Below are 14,531 nucleotides of genomic sequence, written 5' to 3'. Positions count from 1 at the left end.
TCTTCTTCACATGGTCAAAAATTCAGCAACAGGTCCCAATACGATGACAGGTAAAAAGGTCAACGCACCAATCAGCAGCACGACCCCGATCAGAATGGCTCCAAATAACTTGTTGTCCGTGCGCAGTGTCCCCGTCGTCACCGGAGTCGGCGCTTTGGCATTCAACGAAGCCGCCACAGCCAACAATGCAATCATAGATACATATCGCCCGAAGAACATAACCATCCCCGTTGTTGCATTCCAGAATACGTTGTTATCTGAAAGACCTTCAAACCCCGAACCATTATTTGCGGCAGATGACGCATATTCATAGAGCACCTGAGTCAACCCGTGATAGCCAGGGTTAGTGACCGCATCATATCCCCAATGACTCATAAACGCAAGCGCAGTTGGGGCGAGAATGAGAAACGGATGTACCAAAATGGCAATGGCGATCAGCTTCATTTCCTTGCCTTCAATTTTCCTTCCCATAAATTCCGGAGTTCTCCCGACCATCAGTCCGCATATAAACACACCCAGAATCGCATACATCAGCATATTCATCAGCCCGACACCCTTGCCGCCAAAAATGACGTTTAGCATCATTTCTCCCAAAGCAGCCATGCCACCTAGCGGGGTTAGTGTATCATGCATATTATTGACCGAACCTGTCGTTGCCGCTGTTGTGACCGCAGTGAATAAAGCCGATTGTCCAATACCGAAACGAACCTCTTTCCCTTCCATGCTTCCCTGAGAAGCATCCACACCCAGTGTCTGGATTAACGGATTACCTGTCTTCTCAGACACATACGTAATGGATAGAAAAATTAGAAACAATACCATCATGGAGCTAAAAATAATCCAGCCCTGCTTACGATTACGGGCAAACAATCCAAAGGTATACGGCAACGAAGCCGGCATTACCCACATTGCCAAAATTTCCAGCACGTTCGTCCAAGGACTTGGATTTTCAAAAGGATGCGCAGAGTTAGCTCCCGCATAACCGCCCCCGTTCGTCCCCAAATGCTTGATGGACTCCAGAGAAGCAATGGGTCCCATAGAAATTTGCTGTTGTGTTCCGCTCAGCGTCGTAAGATCCGCCGTAGGCTGTAGCGTCTGTGGTATCTTCAATCCCACCAGCACCAGCGTAAGCACAAAGGCCAGTGGCAGGAAAATCCTTATAATAGCTTTAATAAAATCTTGAAAGAAATTGCCCATCCCTTCACCGCGCCGCGTCAATCCTCTCATAAAAGCCGCAGCAACCGAAAAACCGGAAGCAGCCGAAGTGAACATCATCATCGTGACGAACGCCACCTGTGTCAGATACGTAAGCCCGCTTTCTCCGCTATAATGTTGGAGATTCGTATTCGTCATAAAGCTGATTACCGTATTAAAAGCTAGTGATGCTTCCATATTACTGTTTCCAGCCGGATTACCGGGAAGCATTCCCTGTAAACGCAACAGCAAGTAGCTGATTGCCACAAGCACGACGTTCGTAGCAATGAAACTCATAACATACGTAGTCCAACGCATGCTCTCCACTTTCTTCAAGCCTACTACCTTATAAATCAGCTTTTCTGTTCTGCCAAAAATCCGATCCGTTCGATTCGGTTCATTCGAGAATACATGATACATATATGTACCCATTGGCTTTACCAAGAGCAGCAATATAACGATCACAATTCCAATTTGAAGCAGCTCCATCCTCTATTCCTCCTTCAAAATGCTCCTGCGTTTGGAACAACAGACCCGATTAGACCATCTATGAAGTGCACACGTTTGCGAAAACCTGCTACCAATGATGCTTTAATGCTCAGATCTGTTGTTCCCGCCCGCTCTATCCCTACAAGTGACTAGAACTTTTCAGGGTTCAGGAGTGCGTAGATTAAATACATAAACACAATAGCCGTAAGCCCGAGTATAACGATCATCCTCTTCGTCCTCCTTTAGAGGTCTGCGCATCACACCAGCGTACAAACAGCAGTATCACTCCATAACTCACAGCCATGACGAGCAGCATGTATATATCCATCATGTTTATACCCTCCGTATCGATCCTCAGATCGCCATTCTTATTCCATCATAAAATCATAAAACAACTATGTCATAAGTGCTTATCCGTTCAGCAGAAAACCCACCTCTCCGTTCAATGTGTAGATCACATGGTCCGCTCCCAATCCCCGATAAATTCCTTGTGGATTACAGCCGTGTGTAATAACATAGATCGATTCCGATGTTAGTGGTCGACATATTTGCAGGAAACGGCAAGTCAGATTCAAGCTGTTCTCGAACAAATACACACTACCAATTTCTTTTTTTGGAAAATTCCATTTTCCCGCTTGCATGGTATTGATGCGGACAATGTGCTCCACACCCATTTTTTTGAGCTGTCGTTCCTCCTGGGCGCTATTCGTGAGAACTGCAAACGCCAATTTTTTGAAAATAAGCAATTTCACAAAACTTCTGCCCGCTTCATTCGGTGCAGTGACAATAATTAACCGACCTTCCATCAGTAGCTCCTCTCCCGGTATAAAAAGACAACAAAAAGAAGCCGAAGGAAAAAGGCTTTCCTCCGGCTTCTGACATATCCATGATAAAATAAACCATGGCTGCACACGGCGGTTTGTTGCCTCTCCCTGTACGCTTACGAGGTTAGCTGTCGGATTCGGACGTGAGAGTCGCCCTATTTCTGGCACTTGACCGGAAAATTCACCCCATGAGACACACGGCTTCCGAAGCCGTACAGTCTCGATTGGTTCCCCCGCTTTTGCAACTGCAAAATTCAGCGCTATAGACATTTCGTTGTTGCTTCATTCAAGTTAATTTGAAATTACGTCTTGAATCATACACCCGCGCATGGAAGACTGTAAAGCTCAACTGCAGGGTTATAAATCGGGCTTTAGAGCATAGAAGATTAATAATAACGCTTACAATGCAACTATGCTTCTCACATCTCCTTTAATCTCTGTTTTTCATCCCTTTTTGAAAATGACAAGCATGTCAATATTGGCGTAGGGTAAAGCGTTATTGGCCTTTTTTTGTAAAAAGAGAAGAAAATACGCTATATGTACCAGCTAAACACCGATTTAACCCGCTTTTATAAGAAGAAACAACTTAATTCGCTCCATTTGCGGTGCGATTTACTGTTTTGAGCAAAATACGATTTTACAGCGCCTGAAGGCTTTATACAGCTTTTCCAGGCTTGCAACCCTTCTTTAAATTGTCTAAAATTTAATTGCTGAATATTGAATGAGGAGAGATGCTATGACCGTTTATGAATATGATGCGCAAACCCTGCAAGGGAAACAAATTCCGTTATCCACATTTGAAGGGAACGTTCTGCTTATCGTGAACACTGCCAGCAAATGTGGGTTAACCCCCCAATACAAAGCGCTACAAGAGCTATATGACCAGTATCATGAACAGGGGCTCGAAATTTTGGGATTTCCCAGCAACCAGTTTGCCAAACAAGAGCCAGGTTCCAGTGAGGAGATCTCCGAGTTTTGCCAGATCAATTATGGTGTCACCTTTCCGATGTTCGCCAAGACAGATGTCAATGGCGATCAAGCACACCCCTTATTTCGCTACCTGACCCAAACAGCTCCGGGGGTATTAGGGTCCAAAGCGATCAAATGGAATTTTACTAAATTCTTAATTACAAGAGAAGGTAACGTGTTTAAGCGCTATGCACCGCAAACCACTCCAGATAAACTGGCGGGAGATATAGAGAAGCTTTTGCAGCAAAACTGACATTCTTCATTATCACAGTTAATAAACGACCTGTTGCAACCGTGGCTTCCGTGGCTAAAGAATATAACGAAAATGCTTAACAAAAAAAGCACCCTTTCACGTAAACCGTGTCAGGATGCTTTTTTAACTAGGTCTTGCATATAATGCGGTCGAGAGGACTCGAACCTCCACGGGCGTACGCCCACTACCCCCTCAAGATAGCGTGTCTGCCATTCCACCACGACCGCAAATCATAATGTATTGAGGCAACAGGTTTATTATACTCTCTCATCAACTATTTGTAAACAAAAATATTATAATTATTTTAACTTACATATATGAGCGATAATAATACCGTCCTGCATAAAGATAACCGCTTGCTGAACTATGCATTAATGTTGCCCCCTTACGGATTATCAGAACCACCTAGCACTTAACTAAGTAATTAATTTGACGAAATAACGTATTTACGATTGTAAAAACACGTATAAAAGTGTATCATAGTTTCAGATGGTTAATTCTAACATGTTTACTGATGATTATTATAACACACCAATTATTCCGTAAGAATCCGTAAGGGGCGATTTCTTTTGAACAACAAAATGCCTGTCACCTCCTTCGGGTGGGCCATCAAACAACGGCTTGTCGAACTTCGACTGGATCAGAAAACATTTTGTGAGACACACAATATTCCGCCTTCACGCTTGTCCAATCTGATTCACGGCACCCGCAAAGCACAAAGGTACAGAAAACAAGTTGCTGCAATTCTGAACATCGACGATAACGATTATAAGGAGGCATCGCCACTCTAAATCCAACAAGCATTCCAGTTACATACAGGTCATTCCATATCACCAAGAAACCAAATAAACCCGTAAAGCGAACCCCTCCAGTTCGTTTACGGGTTTTCAACCCAGACAATCTTTAGCCAAAAAAATCATTCCGGCTTTGTTTTATCCTTCTCACTTTTTTGCTTACGATATTTCGCAAATTCAACATATTCTAAAATAAAATTCTGTTCTTCCGTCTCAAGATCTTCTGCCTGGCAATTCAGTGGCCCCATCACTCCAAAAAAATAAGCAGCCTTCTGCTCCTGAAGTACGCCTTCTCCCGGCTTAATCCCTTTCATTAACCAATCGAGCGATACATTAAAAAAGTCCGAAATCTGAATTAAATGAGTGGTACCCGGCGTTGTTTTCCCCCTTCTCCAATCACCGAGATTCCCTGAACTGATTTTAAGCTTTTCACAAAATGCCTTCTTGGTCATTCCCCGATCTTTAATCAAAGCTTCAATCCGTTGATAAATAGTTTGATCTCCCAAAATGTTTCCCCTCCGAAACAGTAACTTTTTCTGAAATAATTTTCATTTTTCAGCCTTACTCATTAGTAATCCCCATTAAATCCTAAGCAACCATTACCCCATAGTAGAATTGCGCTGGTTTTTCTCTTTACGAAAGCGGGTAAATTCAATATACTCAAGTATAAAATTTCTTTCCGCCTCACTAAGCGGTTCCCCCTGGCAATTCAGTTGCCCTGAAGCGTCAAAAAAATAAGGGTCTTGCGACTCCTTTAGCACCTCACCCTGTATATCTCGACCCAGCATAATCCAGTCCAGACTCGCATCAAAAAAAGAAGCGATTTCAATGAGTTTATTCGTGCCCGGCGTCGTTTTTCCTCTTTTCCAATCCCCGAAGTTCCCTGTACTAATGCCTAACTGCTGGCAGAACGCCTTTTTCGTCATTCCCCGTTCCTTGATGAGTTCCTCGATGCGATGGTAAATAGATTGCATAGAAGTTCCTTCCTCCCTAGCAGGCTCTCAAATAACGATATCATGTTCTCTGTTCCCATTTCAAAGATCACGTATGCTAAAATTACCGAATTATGTATGTTGGTTTCCATTATACCACAACACGCAACAAAAACCGCCTGTTTTCCGAAGAAAGGGCGGTCTTTAAGCCAGTCCACTTACGCCAATCACGTAGCAGAGTTGTCGATTTTAAGTAAAATATGCTTCAATTCATTCAAAGTTTCACTCAGATGCAATAAATCTTCTTCTGGCAGATACACCAGTCTTTCTTGAATTTTATTGGAGAAGGTATGAAATACCTGTTCACAAAAAGCATCGCCTTCCTGTGTAATCGCCACATTCACGACTCTGCGATCCGAATCACACGACTGGCGGTCAGCCAACCCATGCTCCACCAGTTTGTCCAGAAGAGGAGTCATGTTCGGACGTGAGACATTGAGCTGTTTGGATAAATCAGATACCGTAGACGAACGTACTTCACGCAGGAGCATTAGCACCTGAAAGTTATTAGGCGACAAGTGTAATGGGAAATCGAGCGGACCGTAGGTGAAAAATTTCTTCTTCACAATCGGAAACAAGCCCAAAATATTTTCTGATATATTTCCTAACAGTTGAGTGTCCATATTTTTCACCGTCACTTCATAAGTTTATACTTATCATTCTATAACATTATGGCGTTATATTATACTATGGAATCATTATTTCATCATAATCATTACTTTATTACATCATTACACAAATAAAAAAAGCCTCTACCGCGAGAGACTTTTCCGTTCATTCCATTGATGCGGTCGAGAGGACTCGAACCTCCACGAGCGTACGCTCACTACCCCCTCAAGATAGCGTGTCTGCCATTCCACCACGACCGCATAACAAAATATAAATGGTGAGCCATGAAGGACTCGAACCTTCGACACCCTGATTAAAAGTCAGGTGCTCTACCAACTGAGCTAATGGCTCATGCTGTTCATCCAAGCTGTCCGCCATTAGACCAGACCTCAGGAATTTCCCTTAAGCATGCAACATGTAGTCTATAAAGACAACAATGACCCGTAGGGGATTCGAACCCCTGTTACCTCCGTGAAAGGGAGGTGTCTTAACCCCTTGACCAACGGGCCTTATTATTATGCGCCAACTTGGCGACAAGAAAGAGTATATCAAATAGAATAACAAATGGCAATACTTATTTTTGAAATTTTAAAAAAAGCAGTTTTTATCATTACAAAATGCATGTCCACTTACATTAACTTATCTAGAATCATTTAATCCCTGAAAAATCATGATAAATGATTGCAATATCACTTACATTTACTTATAATCACTTACGAGATACCGAAATCATTATATATCAGAGGAGCTTTCTATGTATCAGGAAGAACGAATGTTAAAAATCGTTGATTACTTACAGCTTCACAAGCGTATTTCGGTGGATGATATTTGTGAAATTTTTAATGTTTCACGGGATACGGCCCGTCGAGACCTGGTAAAACTTGAGGAGCATCAAAAAATTATTCGCACCCGCGGCGGCGCCCTTCTCCCTAAACTGCATCACGATCCAATTGGAAATTATAACGAAAGACTGCTTACTGTATCTGAGGAGAAACAAGTGATCGGACAATTGGCTGCCAACATGGTACGAGATAGGGATCGTATTATATTGGATTCCTCTACCACCGTACAGGCGTGTGCAGAAAGACTGAATGTGCAGGAATGTTCGGTTATCACCAATTCAATTAATCAGGCCGACGTACTATCTGGAAAAGACGGTGTCTCCATTCATCTGTTGGGAGGCCGCCTGCAAAAAGAGCACCGGTATGTATATGGCTCGTCCGTAATCGCCACTTTGTCTCACTATTTTGTAGACAAAGCTTTTATCGGGATTGGAGGCATATCATCTCACGGACTAAGCCTGATTCATGAAGAAGACGGTATGCTGAAGCATCAGATGATGAAACAGGCGGATCAGGTGATCATCCTTGCGGACCATTCGAAATTCGGAATTAATTTCCCGTATCGTTTTGCTGATTTATCTGAAGTTAATATCGTGATCACCGATCGCTTGCCAGAACCAGCAATGCTGGAAATTTTGCAACATCATGATATTGAAGTTGTTGTCCCCTCATAAAATATGAGACTGCTTAGCTAGAACTCAAGATTTATCACAGAGATATCGAAAGACAGGAGTTGGAGAGAAATGAAACTGTTTGCGATTGATATGGATGGAACACTGCTGAACGAGGAAGGAAAAATAAGCAAAGTGAACGCGGAGGCTATACGCCAAGCACAAAAGCAAGGCGTTCAGGTGACAATTGCCACTGGTAGAGCCGCTTATGACGCCTGGACAAAGCTAGAGGAAGCAGAACTTATAACTCCCGTCATTGGAGCAAACGGGGCAACCGTACACGATGTGCATCGTCGTCAGTTAACCTCTACTCCTATGGGCCGCAGTGAAACGTTTGAAGTGCTGAGCTGGCTGCACGATAACGACTTTTACTATGAGGTCATGACAGACCGCGCTATTTATTCTCCACAAAACGGACATCAGCTACTTGCTGTTGAAATGGATCGATTGCTGAGCGCCAACCCGGATATTTCGCTGGATACATTATTACACGCAGCCGAAAAACAATATGAACAGACCGGACATACCCGCATCGCTTCATATGAGGACATTCCACTGGATGTAGAGATTTATAACGTGCTCTGTTTCTCCTTTGATCAAGCCAAATTGGATCGGGGCCGTGAGCGTTACCAAAGTTTTCAGGGCCTGAACATGGTCATCTCTTCAGACCGTAACTTTGAAGTCGAGCATAAGGACGCGTCTAAAGGTAATGCATTGCGTTATCTGGCGAATCATCTGAGCATTCCCATGCAGGAAGCTGTAGCGATTGGGGACAGTTACAACGATATCTCCATGCTGACAATGGCAGGAAGAGGCATTGCCATGGGCAATGCAAAAGACGACATTAAGGCCGTCTGCTCCGAAGTGACTCTGACTAATACGGAAGATGGCGTCGCTCATGCTCTGTTGAACATACTCAAGACAGTTGAGGCCGACACTGTGAAATAGAAGTCATTGGCTGCTTACAAGACAGGCTGACGTCGCTTCATGCCGTACGCAGCACGTTCGTCTCTCCATTTAAACAATTTCCGGTCCACCGTTATTCTTAAAGCAGATATAGACGAAAAGGACGCTCGTAAGCATTATTACAATGCATACGAGCGTCCTTTTCTGCTTCAAATACCAACGGAGAGAGAGGGATTCGAACCCTCGCACCGCTTTCGCAGCCTAACCCCTTAGCAGAGGGTCCCCTTATAGCCACTTGGGTACCTCTCCATGGCTCCCCGAACAGGACTCGAACCTGTGACAACTCGATTAACAGTCGAGTGCTCTACCAACTGAGCTATCAGGGAACATTACTGTAAATTATCTTACAGTATGGTTAATTTACCATGATTCAGGGGGTGCCGTCAAGTGCAACAGGCGAAGCTTACCTCCACATTTCCCACAGCGATATCGCTGAGGATTCATCTTACGCTTGCGCATATACTCCTGTTTACAGGAAACGCATACTAGCTTGTAACGATAAGGCTGAGGCTTACGTTCCGTTCTTCCCGGCAGAGTCTGACAATGCCTGCTTCCTCCTACACGGGCCAACCATGCTTTGAAGTCAGCATCTCGATGCTGATAGCCCATCCCGCGCAAATGTAAATGATAATGGCACAGCTCATGCTTAATAATTTTCTCCACCTCAGAACGTCCGTAAGCTACGAGTTGATGTGGATTAATTTCAATATGATGACTTTTCATAAAATACCTACCGCCTGTGGAAGACAGGCGTGCATTAAAGGTGGCTTGATGTCGAAACGGCACACCGAAGCTCTCCAGCGAAATGCGCTCTACCCATTCTTGAAGCTCTTCATTACTCATAGAACGGCTCATTGAATGGTTCATTGAATTGCTCAGGGACTTGGACTCCATCCTTACGGTCTCTCCTCCTTTGCTCCTTACTGACAAGCATATTATAAAATAACGGCCGAAGTCTAACCCCCAATTCATAAGCACACTTTAGGTACCCACCCCATATGCTAAGCATACAGATGTAACGCAGAGGAGGAGATCGGCTTGCCTCAATGGCTCAGCAATCAGCTCATGCGGGCCTTTTACAAAAAGGACCGGCGCCAAATTAAACTGTTGAACGATTGTTGGTTTTTTTATCATAAAGCACCTGGCGTGGAGTTCGATGCCAACAACGGGTAAAAGCTAAAGGCATCCAAAATGAAAGCCGGAATCTCCGATGCGTTCGGAGATTCCGGCTTTTGTTAACCCTTCACAAGAAGGTTGTACAGTTTTATTTAAAGTATTATGCCTGCGATTGCGCCTCTGCAGGAGGTTTCATCGTCAGACCAACCCTGCCTTTTTTCAAATCAACATTTAACACCCACACCGTTACGTTATCACCGACAGATACGACATCCATCGGATGCTTTACGAAGCCACTGCGCAGCTGTGAAATATGAACCAACCCGTCACTTTTAATACCGATATCGACAAACGCGCCAAAATCAATGACATTGCGGACGGTTCCCTGAAGCTCCATACCCGGTGCCAGATCCTCGATCTTCAGCACATCCTTGCGGAATACCGGCAACGGCAGCTCGTCACGCGGGTCACGGCCCGGACGCTGGAGACTGTCCAGAATATCCTTCAGTGTCGGCACGCCGACTTCCAGCTTCGCGGCCAATTCGTCAATGTTGGACACGTTCAGTGCTTCCGTTGCAGCCTTGGTGCCCAGATCGTGGGCATTGATGGCCAGTTCCGCCAACAGGCGGTCTACGACAGCATAGGATTCAGGGTGAATCGGTGTGCGATCCAGCGGATTTTCTCCACCCGGTATACGGATAAAGCCAACAGATTGCTCGTAGGTTTTTGCACCAAGACGCGGCACCTTCTGCAACTGACGACGGTTGCTGAATTTACCGTTTTCCTCGCGGTACTTAACGATGTTTTTGGCAATCGTCGCATTGATCCCTGCTACATAGGATAACAGCGCAGAGGAAGCCGTGTTCACATCTACACCGACATGGTTAACGGCTGATTCGACAACGTCCTTTAAGCTTTCATCCAGATGTTTCTGCGACACATCATGCTGGTATTGGCCTACACCAATAGCCTTCGGCTCAATCTTGACCAACTCAGCCAGCGGGTCCTGCACACGACGTGCGATGGAAGCCGCACTGCGCTCGGCCACGTCCAAATCGGGAAATTCCTCCTGTGCCAGTTTGGAGGCAGAGTATACGCTTGCGCCCGCCTCATTGACGATCAGATACGCTAGACTGCTGTCACCAATGTCCGCGATGACTTCCGCTACGAATTGCTCTGTCTCGCGCGAAGCGGTTCCGTTACCAATGACAATCAATTCGATCCCGTATTGGGCAATCAGCTGCTTGAACTTTTCAGCAGCCTCGCGCTTCTTGTTGTTCGGTGGTGTCGGATACGTCACAGCCACTTCGAGCAGCTTGCCGGTGTCATCGACAACCGCCAGCTTGCAGCCTGTCCGATAGGCCGGATCGACACCGAGCACACGTCGGCCCTTGATCGGAGCCTGTAGCAACAGGCTGCGCAAGTTGCCTGCAAAAATGGAGATCGCCTGCTGCTCGCCCTTCTCCGTCATTTCAGCGCGCACTTCACGCTCGATAGACGGCGCGATAAGTCTTTTATACGCATCCTCAATGACACTGCGCAGCAGATCTTGCACGACAGACGATCCTTTAATCACTTGGCCTGCCACGTAATTGTAAATAGAATCTGGCACTACCTCCAGACCAACCTTAAGAATGCCTTCCCGCTCCCCGCGATTAATCGCCAGAATACGGTGAGGTGGCATTTTCTTAGCGAGTTCACGATAGCTGTAGTAGTTCTCATACACGGATTCTTGCTCTGCGTCCTTCGCTTCGGAGGTCAGCATACCATGGTCCAGCGTATATCGGCGTACCCATTGGCGAATAGCCGCATCATCCGCTATATTTTCAGCTAAAATGTCCAAGGCTCCTTGGATGGCCGCCTCAGCGCTGTCCACTCCCAGTTCCGCATTTACATAAGACTCGGCTTCTTTCAGAGCATCGCCCTGCTTCGGCTGGCTCCAGATCCAGATGGACAGCGGCTCCAGTCCCCGTTCCTTTGCTACACTGGCGCGGGTTTTGCGCTTTTGCCGATACGGACGGTACAGATCCTCCACTTCCTGAAGTTTAACCGCAGAGGTGATAGCCGCCTGCAGGTCTTCCGTCAGCTTGCCCTGCTCATCAATAATGCGGATGACCTCTACCTTACGATCCTCCAGATTACGCAAATACACTACACGATCTTCAATTTCACGTAGCTGATTTTCATCCAGCTCTCCTGTCATTTCCTTACGATAACGCGCGATAAAAGGAATTGTATTCCCTTCATCCAACAAACTGATCGTTGTCCGGATTTGCTTGAGTGCCAGCGACAGCTCTCTCGCCACTTGTTTGACAATCCGCTCTTGGCGTTCTGCTTCGTTCGGCTCCTGCCGGATTTCCGTCTTCGTTTCCTCGTTAGACAAACCTATCCCTTCTTCCTCACAACTCTTGTCATACAGCATGTCTTTCATTATCACAAAAAATGATTCAAAGCGCCAGCAGGTGCCGTTAGAGCAAGCCCTACCTGCATTTTTCATCAGACACGCAAAAGGACAGCGCCCAAGCGCTGCCCTTTTCCCGTTTCACTCGTCGTTCCATCACGCTAAAAATCAATCAAACCGAGACTGATTTGTAGCGAATCGCTCACTTTGCGCATAGTTTCTTCATCTAAGTGGGTGATTTTGTCGGTAAGCCTTTGCTTGTCGATCGTCCGAATTTGCTCCAGAAGAACAACAGAATCACGATCAAAGCCATGCGTCGCCGCGTCGATTTCCACGTGTGTAGGCAGCTTTGCCTTCTGAATCTGAGCGGTGATAGCTGCCACGATCACGGTAGGACTAAACCGGTTGCCGATATCATTTTGAATGATCAGCACAGGTCTGACGCCACCTTGCTCGGAACCGACTACGGGTGAAAGGTCTGCAAAAAAAACGTCGCCGCGCTTTACGATCAATATGGATTACACCCCGCTAACTGTACGGCCCAAGGTGCTGTTTGCATCTTCCTCCGCGTGAAAGGCTTCGGATGCCATGGTCAAGTTAATTTTAGCCATTTCCATGTATCCACGCTGCATAGCTTCACGAATGTAACGTTTTTTACGTTCGCCTACATACAGCTTCATGGCCTGCCTGATAAATTCACTGCGGTTGGAATTTTCCATAGCTACGATCCCGTCCACTTCCTGCAAGAGATGATCTGGCAAACTGATCATTATTCTTTTGGTGTTCTGCAAATTGGCCAACTTCTCTTCCACCCCCAAAACCTTGTCGCCATTGTACCATTATAACGTTATTCCCGGTAATTTATTCAAACGGAATACAAGAATGTATATGATATTCGTATATCATCTATGCTGCATTCCATTATAAACTACGCAGTTCGTTTTCGTACAGGCGTTTGATCCCCGAAATACAAGTGTCAGCGGAGCCTGATGCGTCTTTTGACAGTTATAGCGCTCTTTTCTTTCCTTTGTACATATTTCGGGACGTTCTGCGAAAACTCCTGCTTTTATTCGGTAATTTGCGTTATGAAATTAATTCCAGTGGGTTGGAAGAAGCGAGTTCACTCGAATAACAGGAACATGGCCTCGTGTGTATACACGCGGTACCCTGTCTGCGATCATGCAGATCACCTCATAGTGGATCGTACCAAGCTTGGATGCCAGCTCATCCGCTGCGATAGTTTCGCCGGACTGCTGACCGATGAGAACAACCTCTTCGCCGGTTTGGATTTCTTCCGCATCTTTTGCGAAAGATTGTAAGGATACCATACACTGGTCCATGCAAATCGTGCCTAGTACCGGGACGCGGCGACCGCGTATCAATACTTCGATCTTCCCACTCAGCATGCGGGAGTATCCATCCGCATAGCCGATTGGCAGTGTACCGATCCGTTCTTCACTGGAAGTCACATACCGGGTGCCATAGCTAACTCCCCAGCCGGGAGGAAGCGTCTTGGTATAAACTACCGCCGTCTTCAATGACAATACAGGCAGCAGTTCAATCGCTCGCCGGTTAACCTCATCAGACGGATACAGACCGTATATACTGATACCAATCCGCACCATATTGGGGGAAAGAGAAGGGGTATCAATGGTAGCGGCGCTGTTGCCCGTATGTATAATGGGAATGGTGATACCTTGTTCCCTTAGCGCTTCCGCCACGCCCCGAAACCGATCATATTGTAGCAGTGTATAGCTTTTGTCTTCTTCATCCGCGCGGGCAAAATGGGTGTACATGCCTTCCAGCAGCACCTGCTCTAATTCGTGAGCCTGCCGGACAAAAGCCATAGCCTCTTCTCCAGGCAGCAAACCCAGTCTTCCCATGCCGCTGTCTATTTTGATGTGCACCTTCAGCTTGCGTTCATTTCCTTGGCAGTCCAGTCTGCGGATACCCTCCAGCACTTCTTCACTGAACACAGTCAATGAGATATCATGCTCCCAAGCCGTTTGTACAGCTTCCGGTGGGGTATAGCCGAGTACAAGAATCGGTAGCTGAACCCCCGCATGACGAAGCTCCAACGCTTCATCCAGAAAAGCGACGCTCAAATAATCCGCACCAAGGCGTTCCAATTCCTTTGAAATTTCCACGGCACCGTGTCCGTAGGCATTCGCCTTGACACAGACCAGTATCAGCTTATCCGCTGGCAATGCCTTGCGAAAAGCTTCATAGTTGGCGCCAAGGTGATCCAGGTTGATTTCGGCCCGGGTCGATCTGTATTGTGCTTGCAAATCCAGTCACCTTCTTCAATTGTTAGCCTGTAACATAACCTTTTACCATTCGGAGTGTGGCAAAAGTGCTTGCTTCCAAAGGTTAATGGTAATGTTCAAAAACGTGGCTGTCAATGGCAGGGG

General features: G+C 46.0%; 16 protein-coding genes, 6 tRNA genes and 1 riboswitch. Of the genes, 5 read left to right on the top strand and 17 right to left on the bottom strand.

The annotated features are described in order from the left end of the window. Positions 1–6: 6 nt before the first annotated feature. The 3 genes from kdpA to MKX46_RS22255 form a co-directional block, all read right to left on the bottom strand. Positions 7–1,683 carry a potassium-transporting ATPase subunit KdpA gene (gene kdpA, locus MKX46_RS22260; RefSeq protein ID WP_341071798.1) on the bottom strand — a complete coding sequence of 559 codons (1,677 nt, stop codon included), beginning with the start codon at positions 1,681–1,683 and terminating at the stop codon, positions 7–9. Positions 1,684–1,832: 149 nt separating this feature from the next. Further along, complete coding sequence (locus MKX46_RS25645) at positions 1,833–1,910, bottom strand: potassium-transporting ATPase subunit F (protein ID WP_071559652.1); 78 nt, start codon at positions 1,908–1,910, stop codon at positions 1,833–1,835. Between the two features lie 183 nt (positions 1,911–2,093). Next, positions 2,094–2,489 (bottom strand): hypothetical protein, encoded by a 396-nt coding sequence (locus MKX46_RS22255; RefSeq protein WP_023987603.1) that lies wholly within the window; start codon positions 2,487–2,489, stop codon positions 2,094–2,096. A gap of 115 nt (positions 2,490–2,604) precedes the next feature. Next, positions 2,605–2,777, bottom strand: a riboswitch (cyclic di-AMP (ydaO/yuaA leader). Between the two features lie 466 nt (positions 2,778–3,243). Between MKX46_RS22255 and MKX46_RS22250 the strand changes: the two genes are divergently transcribed. Beyond that, positions 3,244–3,729, top strand: coding sequence for a glutathione peroxidase (locus tag MKX46_RS22250; RefSeq protein WP_069012206.1), 486 nt, complete (start codon positions 3,244–3,246; stop codon positions 3,727–3,729). A gap of 144 nt (positions 3,730–3,873) precedes the next feature. On the opposite strand, the gene MKX46_RS22245 is transcribed toward MKX46_RS22250, so the two are convergent. Further along, a tRNA-Leu gene (locus tag MKX46_RS22245) sits at positions 3,874–3,956 on the bottom strand. Between the two features lie 342 nt (positions 3,957–4,298). Here MKX46_RS22245 and MKX46_RS22240 point away from each other — a divergent pair. Further along, positions 4,299–4,520: a hypothetical protein gene (locus MKX46_RS22240; RefSeq protein ID WP_029516349.1), complete on the top strand. Its 222-nt coding sequence runs from the start codon at positions 4,299–4,301 to the stop codon at positions 4,518–4,520. 125 nt (positions 4,521–4,645) lie between these two features. Here the strand turns inward: MKX46_RS22240 and MKX46_RS22235 are convergent, their stop codons facing one another. From MKX46_RS22235 to MKX46_RS22210, 6 genes are all read right to left on the bottom strand, one after another. Continuing rightward, a complete protein-coding gene (locus MKX46_RS22235) occupies positions 4,646–5,029 on the bottom strand; it encodes a helix-turn-helix domain-containing protein (protein ID WP_013309253.1) in 384 nt (127 codons plus the stop codon). 93 nt (positions 5,030–5,122) lie between these two features. Continuing rightward, complete coding sequence (locus MKX46_RS22230; RefSeq protein WP_318626934.1) at positions 5,123–5,497, bottom strand: helix-turn-helix domain-containing protein; 375 nt, start codon at positions 5,495–5,497, stop codon at positions 5,123–5,125. Positions 5,498–5,682: 185 nt separating this feature from the next. Further along, on the bottom strand, positions 5,683–6,138 hold the full coding sequence (locus tag MKX46_RS22225; protein WP_023987598.1) for a MarR family winged helix-turn-helix transcriptional regulator: 456 nt from the start codon (positions 6,136–6,138) through the stop codon (positions 5,683–5,685). A 163-nt stretch (positions 6,139–6,301) separates the two neighbouring features. Next, positions 6,302–6,384: transfer RNA gene (locus tag MKX46_RS22220), tRNA-Leu, on the bottom strand. Between the two features lie 15 nt (positions 6,385–6,399). Further along, a tRNA-Lys gene (locus tag MKX46_RS22215) sits at positions 6,400–6,475 on the bottom strand. 86 nt (positions 6,476–6,561) lie between these two features. Continuing rightward, positions 6,562–6,633 (bottom strand) — tRNA-Glu (locus MKX46_RS22210). Positions 6,634–6,878: 245 nt separating this feature from the next. On the opposite strand from MKX46_RS22210, the gene MKX46_RS22205 reads away from it, so the two are divergent. Together MKX46_RS22205 and MKX46_RS22200 are read left to right on the top strand one after the other, a co-directional pair. Beyond that, on the top strand, positions 6,879–7,640 hold the full coding sequence (locus MKX46_RS22205; RefSeq protein WP_029516347.1) for a DeoR/GlpR family DNA-binding transcription regulator: 762 nt from the start codon (positions 6,879–6,881) through the stop codon (positions 7,638–7,640). Between the two features lie 69 nt (positions 7,641–7,709). Further along, on the top strand, positions 7,710–8,585 hold the full coding sequence (locus MKX46_RS22200; protein WP_029516346.1) for a Cof-type HAD-IIB family hydrolase: 876 nt from the start codon (positions 7,710–7,712) through the stop codon (positions 8,583–8,585). Between the two features lie 178 nt (positions 8,586–8,763). On the opposite strand, the gene MKX46_RS22195 is transcribed toward MKX46_RS22200, so the two are convergent. From MKX46_RS22195 to MKX46_RS22185, 3 genes are all read right to left on the bottom strand, one after another. Then, positions 8,764–8,852 (bottom strand) — tRNA-Ser (locus tag MKX46_RS22195). A 1-nt stretch (position 8,853) separates the two neighbouring features. Then, positions 8,854–8,929, bottom strand: a tRNA-Asn gene (locus tag MKX46_RS22190). A 34-nt stretch (positions 8,930–8,963) separates the two neighbouring features. Further along, positions 8,964–9,497: a SprT family protein gene (locus tag MKX46_RS22185; RefSeq protein ID WP_318626936.1), complete on the bottom strand. Its 534-nt coding sequence runs from the start codon at positions 9,495–9,497 to the stop codon at positions 8,964–8,966. A 144-nt stretch (positions 9,498–9,641) separates the two neighbouring features. Between MKX46_RS22185 and cmpA the strand changes: the two genes are divergently transcribed. Next, on the top strand, positions 9,642–9,776 hold the full coding sequence (gene cmpA, locus MKX46_RS22180; protein WP_007429337.1) for a cortex morphogenetic protein CmpA: 135 nt from the start codon (positions 9,642–9,644) through the stop codon (positions 9,774–9,776). A gap of 103 nt (positions 9,777–9,879) precedes the next feature. Here the strand turns inward: cmpA and MKX46_RS22175 are convergent, their stop codons facing one another. From MKX46_RS22175 to alr, 4 genes are all read right to left on the bottom strand, one after another. Continuing rightward, a complete protein-coding gene (locus MKX46_RS22175; protein WP_039269623.1) occupies positions 9,880–12,102 on the bottom strand; it encodes a Tex family protein in 2,223 nt (740 codons plus the stop codon). Positions 12,103–12,281: 179 nt separating this feature from the next. Further along, positions 12,282–12,632 (bottom strand): type II toxin-antitoxin system PemK/MazF family toxin, encoded by a 351-nt coding sequence (locus tag MKX46_RS22170; protein ID WP_007429335.1) that lies wholly within the window; start codon positions 12,630–12,632, stop codon positions 12,282–12,284. Between the two features lie 6 nt (positions 12,633–12,638). Further along, on the bottom strand, positions 12,639–12,920 hold the full coding sequence (locus tag MKX46_RS22165) for a CopG family ribbon-helix-helix protein (protein WP_007429334.1): 282 nt from the start codon (positions 12,918–12,920) through the stop codon (positions 12,639–12,641). A 291-nt stretch (positions 12,921–13,211) separates the two neighbouring features. Next, positions 13,212–14,408 (bottom strand): alanine racemase, encoded by a 1,197-nt coding sequence (gene alr, locus MKX46_RS22160; protein WP_340931651.1) that lies wholly within the window; start codon positions 14,406–14,408, stop codon positions 13,212–13,214. Positions 14,409–14,531: the final 123 nt, after the last annotated feature.

This window comes from Paenibacillus sp. FSL P4-0113 (assembly GCF_038009305.1).
GTDB classification, from domain to species: domain Bacteria; phylum Bacillota; class Bacilli; order Paenibacillales; family Paenibacillaceae; genus Paenibacillus; species Paenibacillus polymyxa_D.
Note: the sequence above shows the minus strand (reverse complement) of the source record. Positions and strands in the feature narration are given on the sequence as shown.

Bases quoted from the DNA above. Each gene is read 5' to 3' on its own strand.
- kdpA (WP_341071798.1), bottom strand. From the start codon at position 1,683: ATGGAGCTGCTTCAAATTGGAATTGTGATCGTTATATTGCTGCTCTTG.
- MKX46_RS22255 (WP_023987603.1), bottom strand. From the start codon at position 2,489: ATGGAAGGTCGGTTAATTATTGTCACTGCACCGAATGAAGCGGGCAGA.
- MKX46_RS22200 (WP_029516346.1), top strand. From the start codon at position 7,710: ATGAAACTGTTTGCGATTGATATGGATGGAACACTGCTGAACGAGGAA.
- MKX46_RS22205 (WP_029516347.1), top strand. From the start codon at position 6,879: ATGTATCAGGAAGAACGAATGTTAAAAATCGTTGATTACTTACAGCTT.
- MKX46_RS22185 (WP_318626936.1), bottom strand. From the start codon at position 9,497: ATGGAGTCCAAGTCCCTGAGCAATTCAATGAACCATTCAATGAGCCGT.
- MKX46_RS22225 (WP_023987598.1), bottom strand. From the start codon at position 6,138: ATGGACACTCAACTGTTAGGAAATATATCAGAAAATATTTTGGGCTTG.
- MKX46_RS22250 (WP_069012206.1), top strand. From the start codon at position 3,244: ATGACCGTTTATGAATATGATGCGCAAACCCTGCAAGGGAAACAAATT.
- MKX46_RS22230 (WP_318626934.1), bottom strand. From the start codon at position 5,497: ATGCAATCTATTTACCATCGCATCGAGGAACTCATCAAGGAACGGGGA.
- MKX46_RS25645 (WP_071559652.1), bottom strand. From the start codon at position 1,910: ATGATCGTTATACTCGGGCTTACGGCTATTGTGTTTATGTATTTAATC.